The organism is Agrococcus jejuensis, assembly GCF_007679035.1.
Taxonomy (GTDB): domain Bacteria; phylum Actinomycetota; class Actinomycetes; order Actinomycetales; family Microbacteriaceae; genus Agrococcus; species Agrococcus jejuensis_A.
Map to the genome: position 1 here is coordinate 321,876 of NZ_VEFR01000003.1, position 18,625 is coordinate 340,500.

The 18,625-nt window shown below is 71.9% G+C and carries 17 protein-coding genes and 1 tRNA gene; 13 read left to right on the plus strand and 5 right to left on the minus strand.

What is annotated here, in order from left to right; genetic code table 11:
- The first annotated feature begins 193 nt into the window (after positions 1–193).
- From FS793_RS12010 to FS793_RS12030, 5 genes are all read left to right on the plus strand, one after another.
- Positions 194–1,465 (plus strand): aspartate kinase, encoded by a 1,272-nt coding sequence (locus FS793_RS12010; RefSeq protein WP_144720734.1) that lies wholly within the window; start codon positions 194–196, stop codon positions 1,463–1,465.
- Positions 1,462–2,505, plus strand: a complete 1,044-nt coding sequence (locus FS793_RS12015; RefSeq protein WP_144720735.1) for an aspartate-semialdehyde dehydrogenase — start codon at positions 1,462–1,464, stop codon at positions 2,503–2,505. The genes FS793_RS12010 and FS793_RS12015 overlap by 4 nt, the downstream gene beginning before the upstream one ends.
- A 136-nt stretch (positions 2,506–2,641) precedes the next feature.
- The gene (locus FS793_RS12020) at positions 2,642–4,174 is read left to right on the plus strand and encodes a malate:quinone oxidoreductase (protein ID WP_144720736.1); all 1,533 of its coding nucleotides are present in this window, start codon (positions 2,642–2,644) and stop codon (positions 4,172–4,174) included.
- Positions 4,175–4,312: 138 nt separating this feature from the next.
- A complete protein-coding gene (locus tag FS793_RS12025; RefSeq protein ID WP_144720737.1) occupies positions 4,313–4,945 on the plus strand; it encodes a sigma factor-like helix-turn-helix DNA-binding protein in 633 nt (210 codons plus the stop codon).
- 11 nt (positions 4,946–4,956) lie between these two features.
- Positions 4,957–5,556 (plus strand): thymidine kinase, encoded by a 600-nt coding sequence (locus tag FS793_RS12030; protein WP_144720738.1) that lies wholly within the window; start codon positions 4,957–4,959, stop codon positions 5,554–5,556.
- Positions 5,557–5,696: 140 nt separating this feature from the next.
- Here FS793_RS12030 and FS793_RS12035 read toward each other — a convergent pair.
- The 3 genes from FS793_RS12035 to FS793_RS12045 all read right to left on the minus strand — a co-directional run bounded on the left by FS793_RS12035 (position 5,697) and on the right by FS793_RS12045 (position 9,345).
- Positions 5,697–5,773 (minus strand) — tRNA-Pro (locus FS793_RS12035).
- Between the two features lie 31 nt (positions 5,774–5,804).
- A complete protein-coding gene (locus FS793_RS12040) occupies positions 5,805–6,701 on the minus strand; it encodes a metallophosphoesterase (RefSeq protein ID WP_260980138.1) in 897 nt (298 codons plus the stop codon).
- A gap of 55 nt (positions 6,702–6,756) precedes the next feature.
- Positions 6,757–9,345, minus strand: a complete 2,589-nt coding sequence (locus tag FS793_RS12045) for a transglycosylase domain-containing protein (protein ID WP_144720740.1) — start codon at positions 9,343–9,345, stop codon at positions 6,757–6,759.
- A gap of 53 nt (positions 9,346–9,398) precedes the next feature.
- Here FS793_RS12045 and FS793_RS16630 point away from each other — a divergent pair, with 53 nt between their 5' ends.
- Both FS793_RS16630 and FS793_RS12050 read left to right on the plus strand, forming a co-directional pair.
- Complete coding sequence (locus tag FS793_RS16630) at positions 9,399–9,551, plus strand: DUF4177 domain-containing protein (RefSeq protein ID WP_260980139.1); 153 nt, start codon at positions 9,399–9,401, stop codon at positions 9,549–9,551.
- Positions 9,548–10,006 (plus strand): RidA family protein, encoded by a 459-nt coding sequence (locus tag FS793_RS12050; protein ID WP_260980140.1) that lies wholly within the window; start codon positions 9,548–9,550, stop codon positions 10,004–10,006. The genes FS793_RS16630 and FS793_RS12050 overlap by 4 nt, the downstream gene beginning before the upstream one ends.
- A 68-nt stretch (positions 10,007–10,074) precedes the next feature.
- Here FS793_RS12050 and acs read toward each other — a convergent pair whose 3' ends face one another.
- The gene (gene acs / locus FS793_RS12055) at positions 10,075–12,021 is read right to left on the minus strand and encodes an acetate--CoA ligase (protein WP_144720742.1); all 1,947 of its coding nucleotides are present in this window, start codon (positions 12,019–12,021) and stop codon (positions 10,075–10,077) included.
- 323 nt (positions 12,022–12,344) lie between these two features.
- On the opposite strand from acs, the gene FS793_RS12060 reads away from it, so the two are divergent.
- Complete coding sequence (locus FS793_RS12060; protein WP_144720743.1) at positions 12,345–13,331, plus strand: TadA family conjugal transfer-associated ATPase; 987 nt, start codon at positions 12,345–12,347, stop codon at positions 13,329–13,331.
- The gene (locus tag FS793_RS12065) at positions 13,318–14,154 is read left to right on the plus strand and encodes a pilus assembly protein TadB (protein ID WP_144720744.1); all 837 of its coding nucleotides are present in this window, start codon (positions 13,318–13,320) and stop codon (positions 14,152–14,154) included. The genes FS793_RS12060 and FS793_RS12065 overlap by 14 nt, the downstream gene beginning before the upstream one ends.
- Before the next feature lie 12 nt (positions 14,155–14,166).
- On the opposite strand, the gene FS793_RS12070 is transcribed toward FS793_RS12065, so the two are convergent.
- Positions 14,167–14,814, minus strand: coding sequence for a DUF805 domain-containing protein (locus FS793_RS12070; RefSeq protein WP_186329486.1), 648 nt, complete (start codon positions 14,812–14,814; stop codon positions 14,167–14,169).
- 166 nt (positions 14,815–14,980) lie between these two features.
- Here FS793_RS12070 and FS793_RS12075 point away from each other — a divergent pair, with 166 nt between their 5' ends.
- The 4 genes from FS793_RS12075 (at position 14,981) to topA (ending at position 18,620) form a co-directional block, all read left to right on the plus strand.
- Positions 14,981–15,157, plus strand: a complete 177-nt coding sequence (locus tag FS793_RS12075) for a DUF4244 domain-containing protein (protein WP_144720746.1) — start codon at positions 14,981–14,983, stop codon at positions 15,155–15,157.
- The gene (locus FS793_RS12080) at positions 15,157–15,477 is read left to right on the plus strand and encodes a hypothetical protein (protein WP_144720821.1); all 321 of its coding nucleotides are present in this window, start codon (positions 15,157–15,159) and stop codon (positions 15,475–15,477) included. Before FS793_RS12075 ends, FS793_RS12080 begins: the two co-directional genes overlap by 1 nt.
- Positions 15,474–15,836, plus strand: coding sequence for an Rv3654c family TadE-like protein (locus FS793_RS12085; RefSeq protein ID WP_186329487.1), 363 nt, complete (start codon positions 15,474–15,476; stop codon positions 15,834–15,836). Before FS793_RS12080 ends, FS793_RS12085 begins: the two co-directional genes overlap by 4 nt.
- A gap of 108 nt (positions 15,837–15,944) precedes the next feature.
- Positions 15,945–18,620: a type I DNA topoisomerase gene (gene topA / locus FS793_RS12090; RefSeq protein WP_144720748.1), complete on the plus strand. Its 2,676-nt coding sequence runs from the start codon at positions 15,945–15,947 to the stop codon at positions 18,618–18,620.
- Positions 18,621–18,625: the final 5 nt, after the last annotated feature.

Sequence of the window (18,625 nt, forward strand, 5' to 3'; positions counted from 1 at the left end):
TGCGGCGGCACGGGACGGCCGCGCAGGTGCGTGGATCGACCGTACGCCGCTCGCGAGGCGATCCGCCCGCGCGACGCGTGCTCGATGCGTGCACGGGGGAGTCCGGGTGACGTCGGGTGGCCCGCGTCACAGAGCGCTGCCCAGCATGCCGGCGACCGTAGACTGAGGATTCGCCCAACCACCAGGAGTCTTCGTGAGCCTCATCGTGCAGAAGTACGGCGGCTCGAGCGTCGCCGACGCCGAGAGCATCAAGCGCGTCGCGAAGCGCATCGTCGAGACCCGCAAGCGCGGCGTCGACGTCGTCGTGGTCGTGTCGGCCATGGGCGACACGACCGACGAGCTGCTCGACCTCGCCCACGAGGTCGTGCCGGGTCTGCCTGCGCACGGTCGCGAGCTCGACATGCTGCTCACGGCGGGGGAGCGCATCTCGATGGCGCTGCTCGCGATGGCGATCAAGTCGATGGGTGCCGAGGCGCTGTCGTTCACGGGCAGCCAGGCCGGCATGCTCACGGATGCCACGCACGGCTCCGCGCGCATCGTCGCCGTGACCCCCGGCCGCGTCCGCGACGCGCTCGACGAGGGCAAGGTCGTCATCGTGCAGGGCTTCGCCGGCTTCAACAAGGTCACGGGCGACATCACGACCCTCGGCCGCGGTGGCTCCGACACGAGCGCCGTCGCCCTCGCCGCAGCGCTCGACGCCGACGTCTGCGAGATCTACACCGACGTCGACGGCGTCTTCACGACCGATCCCCGCATCGTGCCCCGCGCCCGCAAGGTCGACCGGATCACGAGCGAGGAGATGCTCGAGCTCGCGTCGGCAGGCGCGAAGGTGCTGCACATCCGCAGCGTCGAGTACGCGCGCCGTCACGGCGTGACCCTGCATGTGCGCTCCTCGTTCACGAACCAGGAGGGCACGATCGTCTACGACCCCGAGAAGGAGGGGACGATGGAAGAGGCACAGATCGTCGGCGTCGCGAGCGACCTCGGCGAGGCCAAGATCACGATCGTCGGCGTGCCCGACGTGCCCGGCACGGCGGCGCGCATCTTCACGATCGTGGCCGAGGCCGACGCGAACGTCGACATGATCGTGCAGAACGTGTCCGCGGCGGCCACGGGGCGCACGGACATCACGTTCACGCTGCCCAAGGAGGACGCCGCCCGCGCGATCGAGGCCCTCGAGGCCGCGCGCGAGGACGTCGGCTTCGAGCAGGTGCTGCACGACGACCAGATCGGCAAGCTCGCGCTCGTCGGCGCCGGCATGCGCACGAACGTCGGCGTCTCGGCGAAGCTGTTCCGCGCGCTCTCCGACGCGGGCATCAACCTCGAGCTCATCTCGACGAGCGAGATCCGCATCTCGGTCGTGACGAGCGCCGCCCAGCTCCACGACGCCGTGCGCGTCGTGCACTCCGCGTTCGGCCTCGACGCCGACGTGGATGCCGTCGTGCACGCGGGGACGGGCCGATGAGCCTGCGGCTGGGCATCGTCGGCGCGACGGGCCAGGTCGGCGGCAAGGTCATCGAGCTCATCGAGCAGCGCGGCATCGCGTACGACGAGCTGCGCCTGTTCGCCTCGGCGCGCTCCGCGGGCTCGCAGCTCACCGTGCGCGGCGAGCAGATCACGGTCGAGGACGCGTCGGTCGCAGACCCCACGGGTCTCGACGTCGCGATCTTCTCGGCGGGGGCGACGACGTCGCGCGCGCAGGCCGAGCGCTTCGCCGCGGCGGGCGTCACGGTCGTCGACAACTCGTCGGCGTGGCGCATGGACCCCGAGGTGCCGCTCGTCGTCTCCGAGGTGAACCCGCACGCGCTCGAGACGATCCCCAAGGGCATCGTCGCGAACCCGAACTGCACGACGATGGCGGCGATGCCCGTGCTCAAGCCGCTCGACGCCGAGGCGAGCCTCACGCGCCTGACCGTCGCGACGTACCAGGCCGTGTCCGGCACGGGCCTCGCCGGCGTCGAGGAGCTGCTCGGTCAGCTGCAGGCGGCCGTCGCGCAGCATCCCGAGCGCCTGACGCACGACGGCCACGCCCTCGAGCTGCCCGACCCGGTGAAGTACGTCGCGCCGATCGCGATGAACGTGCTGCCGCTCGCCGGATCGATCGTCGACGACGGCGAGGGCGAGACCGACGAGGAGAAGAAGCTCCGCAACGAGAGCCGCAAGATCCTCGAGCTGCCCGACCTGCTCGTCGCGGGCACGTGCGTGCGCGTGCCCGTCTTCACGGGGCACTCGCTCTCGATCCACGCCGAGTTCGACCGGCCGATCAGCCCTGAGCGCGCCCGCGAGCTGCTCGCCGACGCCGCGGGCGTCGTGCTGGCCGACGTGCCGACGCCGCTCGACGCGGCCGGCACCGACCCGACGATCGTCGGCCGCATCCGCGCCGACCAGTCCGCGCCGGCGGGCAAGGGCCTCGTGCTCTTCCTCTCGAGCGACAACCTGCGCAAGGGCGCCGCGCTCAACGCGCTGCAGATCGCGGAGCTGCTCGCAGCGCGCATCGCCGCCTAGGCACCTCGCACGACGGGGCGGGACCGCGCAGGTCCCGCCCCGTCGTCGTGCTCGGCCGCGATGCGACGGAAGAATCGAGGATCCTCGCGCCGCCGCATGACGCCTGGTCGATCGCGCGCCGGTAGCATGGAGGGCGATGAAGACGATCGACGTGGCCCTGATCGGCGGTGGGATCATGAGCGCCACGCTCGGCGCTCTCCTCCAGAGGCTCGAGCCCGAGTGGAGCATCGAGGTCTTCGAGCGACTCTCGCGCGTCGCGGAGGAGTCCTCGAACCCGTGGAACAACGCGGGCACCGGGCATGCGGCCCTCTGCGAGCTCAACTACACGCCGGAGGGTCCCGACGGCTCGATCTCGCCTGCGAAGGCGATCGAGATCAACGAGCAGTTCCAGGTCTCGCGCCAGCTGTGGGCGTCGTTCGTCGAGGACGGCGTGCTGCCCGACCCGACGGCCTTCATCTCGCCGACGCCGCACATGAGCCTCGTGTGGGGCGAGGCGAACGTCGACTACCTCCGCCGTCGCTACGAGGCGCTCAAGGACGAGCCGCTCTTCGAGGGCATGGAGTTCTCGACGGACGCCGCGACCATCCGCGCGTGGGCCCCGCTGACGATCCCCGGCCGCCGCAAGGACCAGCCGATCGCCGCGACGCGCATCACCTCGGGCACGGACGTCGACTTCGGCGCCCTCTCGCGTGCGCTCTTCGAGGGCATCCAGCGCGGTGGCGCCCGCATCCGCACCGGCAAGAAGGTCGAGGGCCTGAAGCGCGGCAAGGACGGCATCTGGACGATCCGGCTCCGTGACGAGGTCGGTCGCACGCCCTCGCGCATCCGCGCGCGCTTCGTCTTCGTCGGTGCCGGTGGCGGCGCGCTGCGGCTGCTCCAGAAGTCGGGCATCCCGGAGGCGCACGGGTACGGCGGCTTCCCGATCACGGGCGAGTGGCTGCGCTGCGACGATCCCGCGATCGTCGGGCGGCACGACGCCAAGGTCTACGGCAAGGCGAGCGTCGGCGCTCCCCCCATGTCGGTGCCGCACCTCGACACCCGCGTCGTCGACGGCTCGACGAGCCTGCTCTTCGGGCCCTACGCCGGCTTCAGCCCGAAGTACCTGAAGACGGGCTCGAACCTCGACCTCTTCTCCACCATCCGCCCGCACAACCTGTACCCGATGGTGCGCGCGGGGCTCGCGAACCTCGGTCTCGTCAAGTACCTCTTCGGCGAGGTGCTCTCGACCAAGGCGAAGCAGATGGAGACGCTGCGCGAGTTCATGCCGAACGCGCGCTCCGACGACTGGCATCTCGTGAAGGCCGGCCAGCGCGTGCAGGTGATGAAGAAGGATGCGCAGAAGGGCGGCGTGCTGCAGTTCGGCACCGAGATCGTCACCGGCGCCGACGGCACCATCGCCGGTCTCCTGGGCGCCTCGCCGGGCGCCTCGACGGCTGCGCCCATCATGCTCACGATCCTCGAGCGCTGCTTCCCCGACCGCTTCCACGGCTGGCGCGGCGAGATCGAGCGGCTCGTGCCGTCGTTCGGCTCGCGACTGAACGACGACCGTGACGCGGCCCGCGCGAGCCTCGCACGCACGGCGCGCGTGCTGGGGCTCGACGGGGACTCGACGACGGCCGACGAGGCGGCCGTCGACGCATCCTCGACGCCGGCTGTCACCCCTGCCTGACGCACGAGACGCGTGAGGCATCGCATGCGGCGCGCGTTCGTTGCGCCCGAGGCGCGTCGATGCGTCGGTCTGCGCGTCCTGCGCACGATCGTGGACAACTTCTGACGCTTGCTCAGTTACGTGGGGTACGATCCCCACATGGGCTCGGACGCAGTGCGAACCCGGGGCCAGATCACCCTGGGGATCATCGACGACTTCGCGATCCTGCTCGAGTCGCTCCGCGTCTGGCTCGAGCGGAACGCGCCGGATCTCGACGTCGTCGTCTGCGCATCGACCTTCCGCGAGTTCGCGATGGACACGTCGTTCCCGCCCGACGTCACCCTGATCGGCGAGCTGCGGCACGAGTCCACGACGATCGCGTCGCGCATCAAGGCGTGCGTCGCGGCGGGGTCGCAGGTGGTGATCGTCGCCGACGATCGCTCGGTCGACCACCACCAGGCGCTGCAGGCTGGCGCCGCCGAGGCGCTGCCGCGCAAGACCCCCATGCTCGAGATCGTGCAGGCCATCCGCCGCGCGAGCCAGCGTCAGGTCCCCGTCGTGCGGCGCACGGCGCCCCTCGAGCGCCCGAGGCTCAGCCCGGGCGAGCGGCAGGCGCTCACGTACTACGTGCAGGGCTACTCGACGCAGCAGGTCGCCACGGCCATGAACGTGAAGTACGAGACCGCGAAGACGTTCCTGCGCCGCGTGCGTCAGAAGTACGCGGCCGTCGATCGTGCCGCAGGCAAGCGCGCCGACCTCATCGTGCGCGCGACGGAGGACGGCATCCTCTAGCCTGGTTCCTCGTGGCCAAGCTCTACTTCCGCTACGGGGCGATGAACTCGGGCAAGTCGACGGCGCTGCTGCAGGCGGCCTTCAACTACGAGGAGCGCGGCCAGCGGGTGCTGCTGGCGAAGCCCGCGACCGACACCAAGGGCGACGGCGCGATCGTCTCGCGGCTCGGCGTGACCCGGGATGCGGACTTCTGCGTCGCGCCGGGGGAGTCGATGCTCGGGGCCTTCGTGCACGCGACGGGCGGCGACCCGGGCGGACACCTCGTCGCATGCCTCCTCGTCGACGAGGCGCAGTTCCTGGGCCCCGAGCAGGTCGACGACCTGCTGCGCATCGCCGTGCTGCACGAGGTGCCCGTGCTCGCCTACGGCATCCGCACCGACTTCCGCACCCACGCGTTCCCCGGGTCCGCGCGCCTCATGGAGATCGCGCACTCGCTCGAGGAGCTGAAGACGATCTGCCGGTGCGGGCGCAAGGCGCTGTTCAACGGCCGCCGCGTGGGCGAGCGCTTCGTGTTCGAGGGCGACCAGGTGGCGATCGACGGCGCCGCCGTGGCCTACGAGTCGCTGTGCGCGACGTGCTACCTGCGCGAGTCCGGCGGCGTGCTCGCCTGAGCGCAGTCCGACACAGCGAAAGCCCCCTCGCTCGGAGGGGGGCTTTCCCAGTGTGGTCGGGGTGACAGGATTTGAACCCGCGGAGGTCCTGGGGACCTCCGCGTTCGCTGAGCCTCGTGACCGTTCCTCGATGAGGACCTTGGTCGGGGTGACAGGATTTGAACCTGCGGCCTCGTCGTCCCGAACGACGCGCGCTACCAAGCTGCGCCACACCCCGGTGCTGCCGCTTGCGCAGCAACCTGTCCATGCTAGCCGATCCGGCGGGCCTCCAGCGACACCAGCACGGCCTCGGGCGGCGTGCCGAGCCGGAACGGCGCGTAGATCGACGTGCCGATGCCCTGCGACACCTGCAGCGCGGCCGAGTCGGCGCCGTGGCGCCACGTCGACAGGCCCGACGCCTGGTCGAGCGGCACGTCGCAGTTGGCGACGAGCGCGTGACCGCCGGGGATGCGCACCTGACCGCCGTGCGTGTGGCCGGCGAAGACGACGTCGGCGCCCTCGTCGACGAGCATGTCGAGGATGCGCCGGTAGGGGGCGTGGGTGACGCCGATCGCGACGGGGCCGCGCGTGCCCGGGCTCCAGTCCGCCTCCGCGCGCAGCGTCGCGAGCTCGTCGCGCATGACGTCGGTGCGATCCCAGCCGTGGTGGGCGTCGTGCGTGCCGAAGAGCTCGAGGCGCGTGCCCGCGATCTCGAGCGCCCGCGCTCGGTCGTCGAGGTCGAGCCAGCCGAGATCGGCATAGGCGGCCTCGAGCGCAGCGGTGTCGAGGTCGGGCTCACGGTGCACGGCCCCCTTCGACGACGGGCCTCGGAAGTACCGCAGCGGGTTCTTCAGCACGGGACCGTACAGGTCGTTGGAGCCATGCACGAAGACGCCGGGGATGCCCCGCAGCGGCTCGAGCGAGTCGGCGAGCGCAGGGATCGCGTCGCGGTGCCCCAGGGCGTCGCCCGTGGAGACGACGAGGTCGGGTTCGAGCGCGGCGAGCGATCGCAGCCACTCGACCTTGCCTCGCTGCCACGGCGCGAGGTGCTGGTCGGCGAGATGCAGCACGCGCAGCGGCGCGCTGCCGGGCGGCAGCGCGTGCACGGTCTCGTGCCGCACGCGGAAGGCCGTGCGCTCGACGAGCGTCGCGTAGGCGGCCGTCACGACGCCGACGCCGACGAGCGCGCCCGCGGCGATGCCGAGGGCGCGCCCGGGAGCGTCAGCAGCCAGGATCCTGCCCGTCGCGGGTCGAGCCGACGACGATCGACACGGGCGATGACGCGGGCCCGTTCGTGCCGGGATCGGGGTTCTGGTCGAGCACCTGGCAGCGTTGACCGTTGCCGGCCTGCGCCCATGTGATCTGCAGGTTCGCGGGATCGAAGCCTGCGGAGCTCATCGACGATCTGGCATCCGAGAGCGATTGGCCCTCGAGGTCGGGGATCGCGGCGTCGGGTGGCGTGAACTGCGAGCCGTCGCTGATGAGCAGCGTCACCGAGGTCTCGGGCAGCACGAGCGAGTCGGCGCCTGGCGAGGTGTACTCGACGCGGCCCGCCTCCTGCGCGCCCGCCACGGTCGCGCCGACGACGACCGAGAAGCCTGCGCCCTCGAGGGTCGCGCGCGCCTCCTCGGGCGTCATCGAGGCGACGTTGGGCAGCGCGATGGCGTTGCCCTGCAGCGTCTCGGCGTCGGGCTGCAGGAACTGCCCGCCGGGGTAGCGCTCGAGGGCCGAGGCCATGACGCCGGTGAAGACCGACGATCTGACGTTCCACATCGCTCTGCCGCCGAGGCCGAAGATGCCGACCTGGCCGCGGATGTTGCCGACCCACACGCTCGTCGCGACGCTCGAGGAGGCACCGTTGACCCACGTCTGCACGACGTTGTCGTTCGTGCCCGTCTTCGAGATGACGGGGGCGTTGCCGGGCGGGTTGTTGAGCGGGTTGCGGTTCGTGACCTCCTGCAGCACGAACTGCATGACCGAGGCGACCTCGGGCGTGATGGCCTGCTCGCAGTCCTGCTGCGGCGGCTGCAGCTCGGTGCCGTCGCGGGCGACGATGCGGTCGATCGCGATGGGCTCGCAGTGCACGCCGCCGTTCGCGATGGTCTGGAACGCCTCCGCCATGCCCATGGGCGTCACGTTGGTCGAGCCACCGATGAGGGCGGATGCGCCGATGTCGCCACGGTCGATGTAGCGCTGGTCGAGGAACGAGCCGCCCTCGGCGGGCGTCGTGCCCATCGACTCGGCCGTGCGGAGCACGTCGCAGACGTCGAGGCGCGTGCCCATCTCGATCGTGCCCGTGTTGAGCGAGTTCACGAAGATGTCGGTGACGGTCGAGCGGCTCGAGTTGAGGCCCTCGTTGTTCTGCGGATCGAAGCGCGACGGGCCGATGCAGGTCGGCACGGTGCGCTCGCGCCGCGAGGTGTCGAGCGACGTGTTCACCGAGTAGCCGGCCTGGATCCACGCCGCGAGGGTGAAGATCTTGAACCCGGATCCCGGCTGGAAGCCGTTGCCGCCGCCGTACTCGGGACCGACGTTGAAGTTGATGCCCGTCTCGGTGAGGGGATCGTGCGCCTCGGTGTCGTCGTAGTCCTTGTTCTGGGCCATCGCGAGCACCCTGCCGGTGGACACCTCGAGCATCGTCACGGCGCCGCCGTACTCGAGGCGCGTCTCGTCGTTCGGCACGAACTCGTCGAGCGTGCCCTGCACCTCCTCGTTGAGGCCGACGTCGATCGACGTGTAGATCGACATGCCGCCGAGGGCGAGCGTGCGGGTGGATGCGTCGCGGTCGCCGCCGAGGATGTACGAGCCGTCGGCCTGCGGGTTCTGCAGCAGCTCGGTGACGTAGTCGCAGAAGAACGCCGTCGACCCGTAGTACGAGGCGATGCAGCCGTTCTGCGCAGGCTGGACGTTCATGAAGGCGTCGTCGACGGGCGTCGCGACGGCCTCGTCGTGCTGCTCCTGCGTGATGTATCCCACGTCGAGCATCGCGTCGACGATGTAGTTGCGTCGCACCTCGTTGCGCTCGTAGTTGTCGGGCGAGAAGAGGTTGAGCGTCGACGGGTTCTGCACGATCGTCATGATCGACGCGGCCTGCGCGATCGTGAGCTCGTACGCGTTCACGCCGAAGTAGCGCTGCGCGGCGGCCTGGATGCCGTAGGTGGCGTTGCCGAAGTTCGCGATGTTCAGGTACGCGGCGAGGATCTCGTTCTTCGTGTAGCGCTGCTCGAGGCCGATGGCGAAGCGCATCTCCTGCAGCTTGCGACCGTACGAGTCGGTCGTCTGGTCGGCGCACAGCTCCGGGTCCATGCGCTCGTCGGTGTCGGGGTCGACGATCTGGCACGCCACCTCGACGATCTGCTGGCGCACGAGCTGCATCGTGAGGCTCGACGCGCCACCCGATCCACCCGTGACCTGGCCGAGCGCCGCACGGGCGATCGACGGGGCGTCGACGCCGCCGTGGTCGTAGAAGCGGCGGTCCTCGCCGGCGATGGCGGCGAGCGGTGCCCACTGGCCGGCCTGCGCCAGGGTGATGATCTCGCGGTTCTGGCTGTAGAACTCTGCGATCGGCACGGCGTTGCCGTCGAGCGTGCCGTAGATCGTCGAGACCTCCGACTGCTCGTCGATCTGCGCGAACTCCGGCAGGTTCTCGAAGATGTCGAGACCGCTGTTGGCCGTGCTGGATGCGACGGCGACGGCAGGGGTCACGGTGGCGCTCACGAGGAGGCCGGCGACGACGGAGAAGCCGATCAGGCCGAGGAGGCTCCCGAGCAGGGAACCCGGCGCGTGCTTGGCGGTCGAGCGGGCTGGCATGCTAGCGAGGGTACGGCACCCATCTATGAACGCCCGCGAGGCGAGGAGGCCCCATGACGACCTGGGAGTACGCGACGACACCGCTCCTGATCCACAAGGAGACCGCGATCCTCAACAACTGGGGCGCCGACGGGTGGGAGCTCGTGCACATCGCGACCGGCGCCGAGGGCGGCCTCATCGCCTTCCTGAAGCGGCCGAAGGCGTGAGCGTCGCGGCCCGCCTGGCCGAGCTCGGGCTCTCGCTGCCCGCCGTCGCAGCCCCCGTCGCGGCCTACGTGCCCGCCGTCGTCTCTGGCAACCTCGTCTTCACGTCCGGCCAGCTGCCCTTCGTCGACGGCGCGCTCCCGGCAGCCGGCAAGGTCGGCGCCGAGGTGTCGGCCGACGACGCCAAGGGCTACGCGGCCACGTGCATCCTCAACGCCCTGGCAGCCGTCGAGTCGCAGATCGGCTCGCTCGACCGTGTGACGCGCATCGTGAAGGTGACGGGCTTCGTGGCGAGCGCGCCCGGGTTCTCGGGCCAGCCGGGCGTCGTGAACGGCGCCTCCGAGCTGCTCGGCGAGCTGCTGGGCGACGCAGGCGTGCACGCCCGCTCGGCCGTGGGCGTCGCGGAGCTGCCGCTCGACGCTCCGGTCGAGATCGAGCTCATCGCCGAGTTCGCCTAGCCGCAAGACCGTTGGAGGTCTTCGGCCGCTTGCGACATCGCAAGCGGCCGAAGACCTCCATGCTCTGGTCAGCGGAGCTGCGAGCGGATCGCCTCCACGACGCCCTGATCGGCGAGGGTCGTCGTGTCGCCGAGGTCGCGGCCCTCTGCGAGGTCGCGCAGCAGGCGGCGCATGATCTTGCCGGAGCGGGTCTTCGGCAGGTCGGGCACGATGAACACCTGGCGCGGCCGCGCGATCTTGCCGATGTCGGTGCCGACGTGCTCGCGCAGCGTCGCCTCCGACTCCTCGACGCTCTGCGCATCCGCGAATCGCGCCTTGAGGATGACGAAGGCCACGACGGCCTGGCCGGTCGTCTCGTCGGATGCGCCGACGACGGCCGCCTCGGCCGTCGACTCGTGCGCCACGAGCGACGACTCGATCTCGGCCGTCGACAGGCGGTGGCCGGACACGTTCATGACGTCGTCGACGCGGCCGAGCAGCCAGATGTCGCCGTCGTCGTCCTTGCGTGCGCCGTCGCCGGCGAAGTAGCGGTCGCCGAACCTCTCCCAGTACGTCTCGCGGTACCGCTCGTCGTCGCCCCAGATGGTGCGCAGCATCGACGGCCACGGCTCGGTGACCACGAGCAGGCCGCCCGACCCGTCGGTCACGGGCTCGCCGGCGTCGTCGACGACGTCGATCGCGATGCCGGGCAGTGGCACCTGCGCGCTGCCGGGCTTGAGGGCCGTGACCCCGGGCAGAGGAGCGATCATCATCGCGCCGGTCTCGGTCTGCCACCACGTGTCGACGATCGGCGTGAGGTTCGAGCCCACGACCTCGCGGTACCAGAGCCATGCCTCGGGGTTGATGGGCTCGCCCACCGTGCCGAGCACGCGCAGGCTCGACAGGTCCGACGACTGCACGTGCTGCCGGCCGAGCTTCATGAAGGTGCGGATCGCCGTCGGCGCCGTGTAGAAGATCGTGACGCCGTAGCGCTCGACGAGCTCCCAGGGACGCTCGGGGCCGGGGGTGTCCATGGTGCCCTCGTAGAGCACCTGCGTCGCGCCGTTCGCGAGCGGGCCGTAGACGACGTACGAGTGGCCCGTGATCCAGCCGACGTCGGCCGTGCACCAGTACACGTCGGTCTCGGCGTGCAGGTCGAACACCGTGCGGTGGGTGAACGCGGCTTGCGTGAGGTAGCCGCCCGACGTGTGCAGGATGCCCTTCGGCTTCCCCGTGGACCCCGACGTGTAGAGGATGAAGAGCGGGTGCTCGGCGTCGAAGCCCAGCGCCTCGTGGTCGGCCTCCACCTCGGCCATCGCCTCGTGGTACCAGCGGTCGCGGCCCTCGACCCACTCGACCTCGTTCTCGCCGCGGCGCACCACGAGCACGCCCGACACGTCGTGGCCGGGCTCGCGCAGCGCGTCGTCGACGACGGGCTTGAGCGGGAAGACCTTGCCCTTGCGCCACGTGCCGTCGGCCGTGATGACGAAGGTCGCCTTCGCGTCGTCGATGCGCATGCGCAGGTTGGAGGCGCTGAAGCCGCCGAACACGACGGAGTGGATGGCGCCGATGCGTGCGCACGCGAGCATGGCGGCGACGGCCTCGGGCAGCATCGGCAGGTAGATGGCGACGCGGTCGCCGTCCCCCACGCCGTGCGCCTGCAGCACGTTGGCGAGGCGCTTGACCTCGTCGGTGAGCTCCGCATACGTGATGGTGCGCTGGTCGCCCGGCTCGCCCTCCCAGTGCAGGGCGACGCGGTCGCCGAGGCCTGCCTCGACGTGACGGTCGAGGCAGTTGTAGGCCACGTTCAGCTGCCCGTCCGAGAACCAGCGCGCATGCGGCGGCTGCCAGTCGAGCACCTCCGTGAAGTCGCGGTGCCAGTGCAGGTCGCGGGCCCGGTCCGCCCAGAACCCGAGGCGGTCGGCGTCGGCCTCCCGGTAGATCCCCTCGTCGGCGATGGCCTGGGCGCGGAACGCGTCGCTGGGCGCGAACGTGCGCTGCTCCGCGTCGGCGAGATGCGTGAGGTGGTCGGTCATGTCGGGTGCTCCCTTGCATGCGGACGTGACCCTCCGACCCTATGCGACGCCCGAGGCGACGCGGTTGCGAACGGTTGCGGCCTGTGGGCAGGGCGGACGCGGCGGAGTATGCTCCGGAACTGTCGATCCCGTGTCGACACGGCAGGCCTGCGTCGGATTCCCCCGATCCGTGCGCCTGCGGCGGCGCCCGTTCCCCCCAATGGGCGCCGCCTTCCATGTGCCGCGGCGCTCACGGCGCCGGACGGGCTCCACAGGCGGCGCTCGTCCACAGGCCGTGGATGCGGGCGCCCGCGAGACGAGGGATGCGCGGCAGCATCCTGCGCATGGCCGGCATCCCCTTCGTCGCAGGGCAGGCACGCAGGGGCGCCGCACGCCTCGGCACGGGCGGTGCGCCCATGCACGAGTTCGGCGAGCTCGCGGCGCTCGTCGGCGAGGAGGCGGTGACTGACGTGTTCGTCGCCGCTGGGCGCGCCTGGGTGGACCGCGGTGCCGGCGCGACGCCGACGTCGCTCGTGCTCGACGAGGCGCGCGTGCGGGCGCTCGCGGTCGAGCTCGTCGCAGCCGGTGGCAGGCACGTCGACGAGGCGTCGCCGTGCGTCGACGTGCGCCTGCACGACGGCATCCGCGTGCACGTGGCGCTGCCACCGATCGCCGTCGAGGGCACGCAGCTGTCCATCCGGCTGCCGCGGGCCGAGCGGCTCGACCTCGACGCGCTCGAGGCGACCGGGGCGTTCGCGCTCGTGCGGCGCGAGCGCATCGATGAGCTCGTCGGACGCCGGGCGAACCTGCTCGTCACGGGCGCAGGAGGCTCTGGCAAGACCACGCTGCTCGCGGCGATGCTCTCGGCCGCGCCCGCGGGCGAGCGCATCGTGACGATCGAGGACGTCGCCGAGCTGCGCATCCGGCACGACCACGTCGTCGCGCTGCAGACGCGGCAGGCGAACCTCGAGGGCGCCGGCGAGGTCGACCTCGCGAGGCTCGTGCGCGAGGCGCTGCGGATGCGACCCGATCGGCTCGTGCTCGGCGAGTGCCGCGGCGCCGAGATCCGCGAGCTGCTCGCGGCGCTCAACACCGGGCACGACGGGGGAGCGGGCACGCTGCACGCCAACGCGCTCGCCGACGTGCCGGCGCGGCTCGAGGCGCTCGGCGCGCTCGCCGGGCTCTCGCCCGCCGCGCTCGCCAGGCAGGCGGTGAGCGCGTTCGACGCCGTGCTGCACGTCGAGCGCACGCCCGGCGGACGTCGCGTCGCTGCGCTCGGCGCGCTCGCGATGCGCGGCGACCGGCTGGAGGTCGTGGATGCGCAGCGCTGACCTCGAGGCGGTCGCGACGCACGTGCAGCGCGTCGCGGCCGTCACGGCGGGCGGCGTGCCGCTGCACGCGGCATGGGGCTACGTGGGCGTGGATCGGGCGACGCGGGAGCCCGCGCACGCCGAGGCGTGGCGGCTGTGCGACGCGGTGCTCGACGTCGCCGCCGAGTCCGGTGCGCCGGTCGCCGGCGTGCTCGCGCGGCTCGCGGGCACGCTGCGCGACCGGGCGGCGAGCCTGCGCGCCGTCGACGTCGCGCTCGCCGCGCCCCGCTCGACGGCGAAGGTCGTCGCGGCGCTGCCCCTCGTCGGCATCGGCTTCGGGATGCTGCTCGGGATGGACCCCGTCGGCGCACTGCTCGGCTCGCCGATCGGGCTCGCGGCGCTCGCGGCCGGCCTCGGCCTCGGCGGCGCCGCCTGGGCGTGGACGCGGCGCATCGTGCGCGCGGCATCCGCGGGCTCGCCGACGGCGGGGCTCGAGCTCGAGCTCGTCGCGGTCGCGCTCGCGGGCGGCGTCGGCGTCGATCGGGCGCGCGCGATCGTCGCCTCGGCGCTCGCGACGCACGACGTCGTCGGCGTCGACGGCGAGGCGATCGACGAGACGCTGCGCATCGCGCAGGCTGCCGGCGTGCCGGCGGTCGGCCTGCTGCAGGCCGAGGCCGACGCGGCGCGCGTGCGCGAGCGCCTCGACGGACAGGAGCGAGCCGAGCGCGCATCCGTGCGCCTGGTGGTGCCGCTCGGCGTCTGCGTGCTGCCCGCCTTCGGGCTGCTCGCGATCGTGCCGCTCGTGCTCACGATGCTCGCGCAGACGATCGTGCCGATCGTCTGAGACCGGCCGAGGTCAGCGCTGCGCGTCGGCGTTCGGCCCGGCGTCGGGCGACGGCTGCTGCTGCCAAGGCTGCGCGGCCTGCCACCGCTGCGCGGGATGAGCGCTCCACGCCGCCTCGCGCTGCCACGCGGCGGGTGCGACGTCGGGGGAGAGCGCGGGGGTCGCGCTGCGCTCGTAGCGTGCGCCGCGCTCGGACGACGCGAGGAAGCCGGGCACGAACGCCGCGAGCCCCGTGACGAGCAGCACGCCGGAGAGCACGGCACCGCCGAGCGTGAACGCCAGGATCAGGCCACCGGGGAGCCCCGCATCCTGCAGCCGTCGCCAGCCGAGCGCGAGCGTCGGCACCGCGAGGGCGAGCAGCAGCAGGCCGCCGAGCGCCATGATGGCGAGCCCCGGCAGCGCGCGCTGGACCACGATGCCCGGCGCGGCCGCGACGAGGCCGGGATCGGCGTCGATCGCCGCCAGCGCGTCGCGAGCCAGCAGCACCACGACGACGGCGCCCGGCATCAGCAGCACGACGCTCGCGAGCGCGAGCGTCAGCTGCGCCCACCAGAACTCGCTGCGGCTCGCGCGACCGCGGAACGTCGCGTACTTCCGCAGGAAGCGCACCATGCCGGCGGGGCCGATGCCGTAGTGCGGCTGGTCGAGGGGCACGCTCATCCGTCCAGTGAAGCAGCGCGCTCCTGCGCGAGCGCCGCGCGGGCTCGGCTCCACAGGTGCGGCGCATCCACATCGCGCCGGTCTGCGCCGACGGCCCGGGCTCTCCGCGGCGACCCTGGACCCCCGCGCGTCGACGAGGCGCGCAGGAGAGGAAGGAGGAGCGGACATGGACAGGCTCAGGAGGCTCGTCGACGACGAGACGGGCGCCGCGACCGCGGAGTACGTGATCGCGACGATGGCCGCCGTCGGATTCGCCGGGCTGCTGGTGGTGATCCTGCGCAGCGACGAGGTGCGGCAGGTGCTCACCGACATGGTGCAGCGCGCGCTGACCGTGCAGCAGTGATGCGACGCGCGGGCGGCGTGCGCGACGAGCGCGGCGCGGTGACGGCCGAGCTCGCTGCGGCGCTGCCCGCCGTCGTCGTGATCGCGGCGCTCGCGATCGGTGGCGTCGGCGCGGCTGCTCGGCAGGTGGCGCTGCAGGACGCGGCGGGCGACGCCTCCCGCGCCGCGGCGCGCGGCGACGCGCCCGAGCCCCATGCGGGTGACGCGGCGATCGAGGTGGCCGTGACGGGCGAGCTCGTGTGCGTCACGCTGCAGACGACGGCGCTCGGCGGCGTCGTGCCGCTCGCAGCGTCGAGCTGCGCGGACGCGGGCGGCCGGTGAGCGCGGCGGGGCTCGCCGACGATCGCGGCGCGGGCGCGGTGCTGGCGCTCGCGATCGTGGCGGCGGCGGTGGTCGCGGGCAGCGTGACGCTCGGCGCCTGCGGTCTCGTGGTGGCGTCGGCGCGCGTCGACGCCGCAGCGGATGCCGCGGCGCTCTCGGCGGCCGACGCAGCAGCCGGCTGGTCGTCCGACGATCCGTGCACCCGCGCCGGGACGGTCGCGGCGGCGAACGGAGCGTCGGTCGTCGCCTGCTCGCTCGAGGGGCTCACGGCGACGATCGTCGTGGCCGACGCGGGCGGTCTGCCCGTGCGGGGCACCGCCGTCGCCGGTCCTCCCGATGCGCGGGCCGACGACGCGTGACGCGCGCACCCCATCCGCACGCCAGCGGCGAACGCCGCCCGCCGTGTGCGCGGTGGCGTCGTACGGCGCATGTATGGTGAGGGCGCGTCAGCGGGAAGGACAAGAGCGTTGGCAGACGGCACGAAGCTCGTCATCGTCGAGAGCCCTGCGAAGGGCAAGACGATCGAGCGCTACCTCGGCGAGGGCTACAAGGTCCTGGCATCGGTCGGGCACATCCGCGACCTCGTGAGCCCCCGCGACCTCCCTGCGGACATGAAGAAGGGTCCGTTCGGCAAGTTCGCCGTCGACGTCGACTCCGCCTTCGAGCCGTACTACGTCGTCAACGACGACAAGCGCAAGACGGTCACCGAGCTCAAGAAGGCGCTCAAGGACGCCGACGAGCTCATCCTCGCGACGGATGAGGACCGCGAGGGAGAGGCCATCGCGTGGCACCTGCTCGAGGTGCTGAAGCCCAAGGTCCCCGTGCAGCGCATGGTCTTCCACGAGATCACGAAGGAGGCCATCGAGCACGCACGCGACAACACGCGCCAGCTCGACATGGACCTCGTCGACGCGCAGGAGACCCGACGCATCCTCGACCGTCTCTACGGCTACGAGGTGAGCCCCGTGCTGTGGCGCAAGGTGCGGCAGGGCCTGTCGGCCGGTCGCGTGCAGTCGCCCACGGCGCGCCTCATCGTCGACCGCGAGCGCGAGCGCATGGCCTTCGTGCCGGCCGCCTACTGGAGCCTCGCCGCGACGTTCGACGCGGAGGGCAAGGAGTTCCTCGCCCGCCTCGTGCGCCTCGACGGCGCGCGCGTCGCGACCGGCTCCGACTTCGACGACCGCGGCCAGGTCAAGGGCGTGCGCACGATCCTCGACGCCGAGGCCGCCGCCTCGCTCGCCGAGGAGCTCGAGGCATCGGCCTTCGAGGTCGCGAGCGTCGAGTCGAAGCCCTACCGTCGCCGCCCCTCGGCGCCCTTCACGACGTCGACGCTGCAGCAGGAGGCCGGCCGCAAGCTGCGCTTCTCGGCGAAGCAGACGATGTCGGTCGCGCAGTCGCTCTACGAGAACGGCTACATCACCTACATGCGCACCGACTCGCCGTCGCTGTCGGCGCAGGCGATCTCGGCCGCGCGCACGCAGGCCGTCGCCCTCTACGGCGACGGTGCCGTGCCGCAGGCGCCGCGCCTCTACTCGGGCAAGTCGAAGTCGGCGCAGGAGGCGCACGAGGCCATCCGCCCGGCCGGCGACGCCTTCTCGACGCCGAAGTCGCTCGCGGGGAAGCTGACCGACAACGAGCAGCGCCTCTACGACCTCATCTGGAAGCGCACGGTCGCGAGCCAGATGATCGACGCGACCGGCCAGACGGCCACGATCACGATCGCGTCGGCGAAGACGAGCCGCGGCGTCGCCGAGCTCACCGCATCCGGCACCGTCATCACCGAGCCCGGCTTCCTGCAGGCGTACGAGGAGGGCAAGGACGTCGATCGCTACGCCGACGACGCCGAGCAGGATGCGACGCTGCCCGACGTCAAGGCGAAGGACGCCCTCGGGCTGAAGAGCCTCGACCGCAAGGATCACGTCACGACGCCCCCGCCGCGCTACACCGAGGCGAGCCTCGTCAAGGCGCTCGAGGAGCTCGAGATCGGTCGACCCTCGACCTACGCGTCGATCATCGACACGATCGTGCGCCGCGGCTTCGTCACCGTGCGCGGCGGCGCGCTCGTGCCCGAGTGGATCGCGTTCGCGACGATGAACCTGCTCGAGGAGCACCTCGGCCAGTACGTCGACTACGACTTCACCGCCGAGATGCTCGCCGACCTCGACCGCATCGCCGACGGCGACGCCGATCGCGTCGAGTGGCTCACGCGCTTCTATCGCGGCCACGACGGCAAGCCGGGACTGCGCGACGTCGTGGGCAACCTCGGCGAGATCGACGCGCGTGCCGTGAACTCCATCGACCTCGGCGAGGGCGTCACGCTGCGCGTCGGCCAGTACGGCCCCTACCTCGAGCGCACCGACGAGCAGGGCACGATCCAGCGCGCGAACGTGCCGGAGGAGCTCACGCCCGACGAGCTCACGCTCGTGCGCGCCCAGGAGCTGCTGGATGCGCCGCCCGTCGAGGAGCGCGTGCTGGGCGAGCACCCCGAGACCGGCAAGTCGATCATCGTGAAGGACGGCCGCTTCGGCCCGTACGTGCAGGAGGTCGAGCCCGAGCCCGAGACCCCGGCCGAGCCGCAGCTCACGAAGACGGGCAAGCCCAAGCGCGTGCCGAAGCCGCCGAAGCCCCGCACGGCCTCGCTCTTCAAGACCATGACGCCCGAGTCGATCGACCTCGACGCTGCCGTCGCGCTGCTGTCGCTGCCGCGCACGATCGGCGTCGACCCGGCCGACGAGTCCGCGACGCCCATCACGGTGCGCAACGGCCGCTACGGCCCGTTCATCACGAAGGGCGACGAGACGCGCTCGCTCGACAGCGAGGACGAGATCTTCACGATCACGCTCGAGCAGGCGATCGAGAAGCTCGCGCAGCCGAAGTACGGCGCTCGCCGCCAGTCGTCGGCCCTCGCCGAGTTCGACGCGGATCCCGTGAGCGGCAAGCCGATCAAGGTCAAGGACGGCCGCTTCGGCCCGTACGTGACCGATGGCGAGACGAACGCGACGATCCCGCGCGGCGAGGAGGTCTCGGCCGTCACGTTCGAGCGCGCCGTCGAGCTGCTGCAGATCAAGCGCGACAAGGGCCCTGCGAAGAAGCCCGCGGCGCGCAAGGCACCCGCCAAGCGACGCACGCCCGCCAAGAAGTAGGCGCC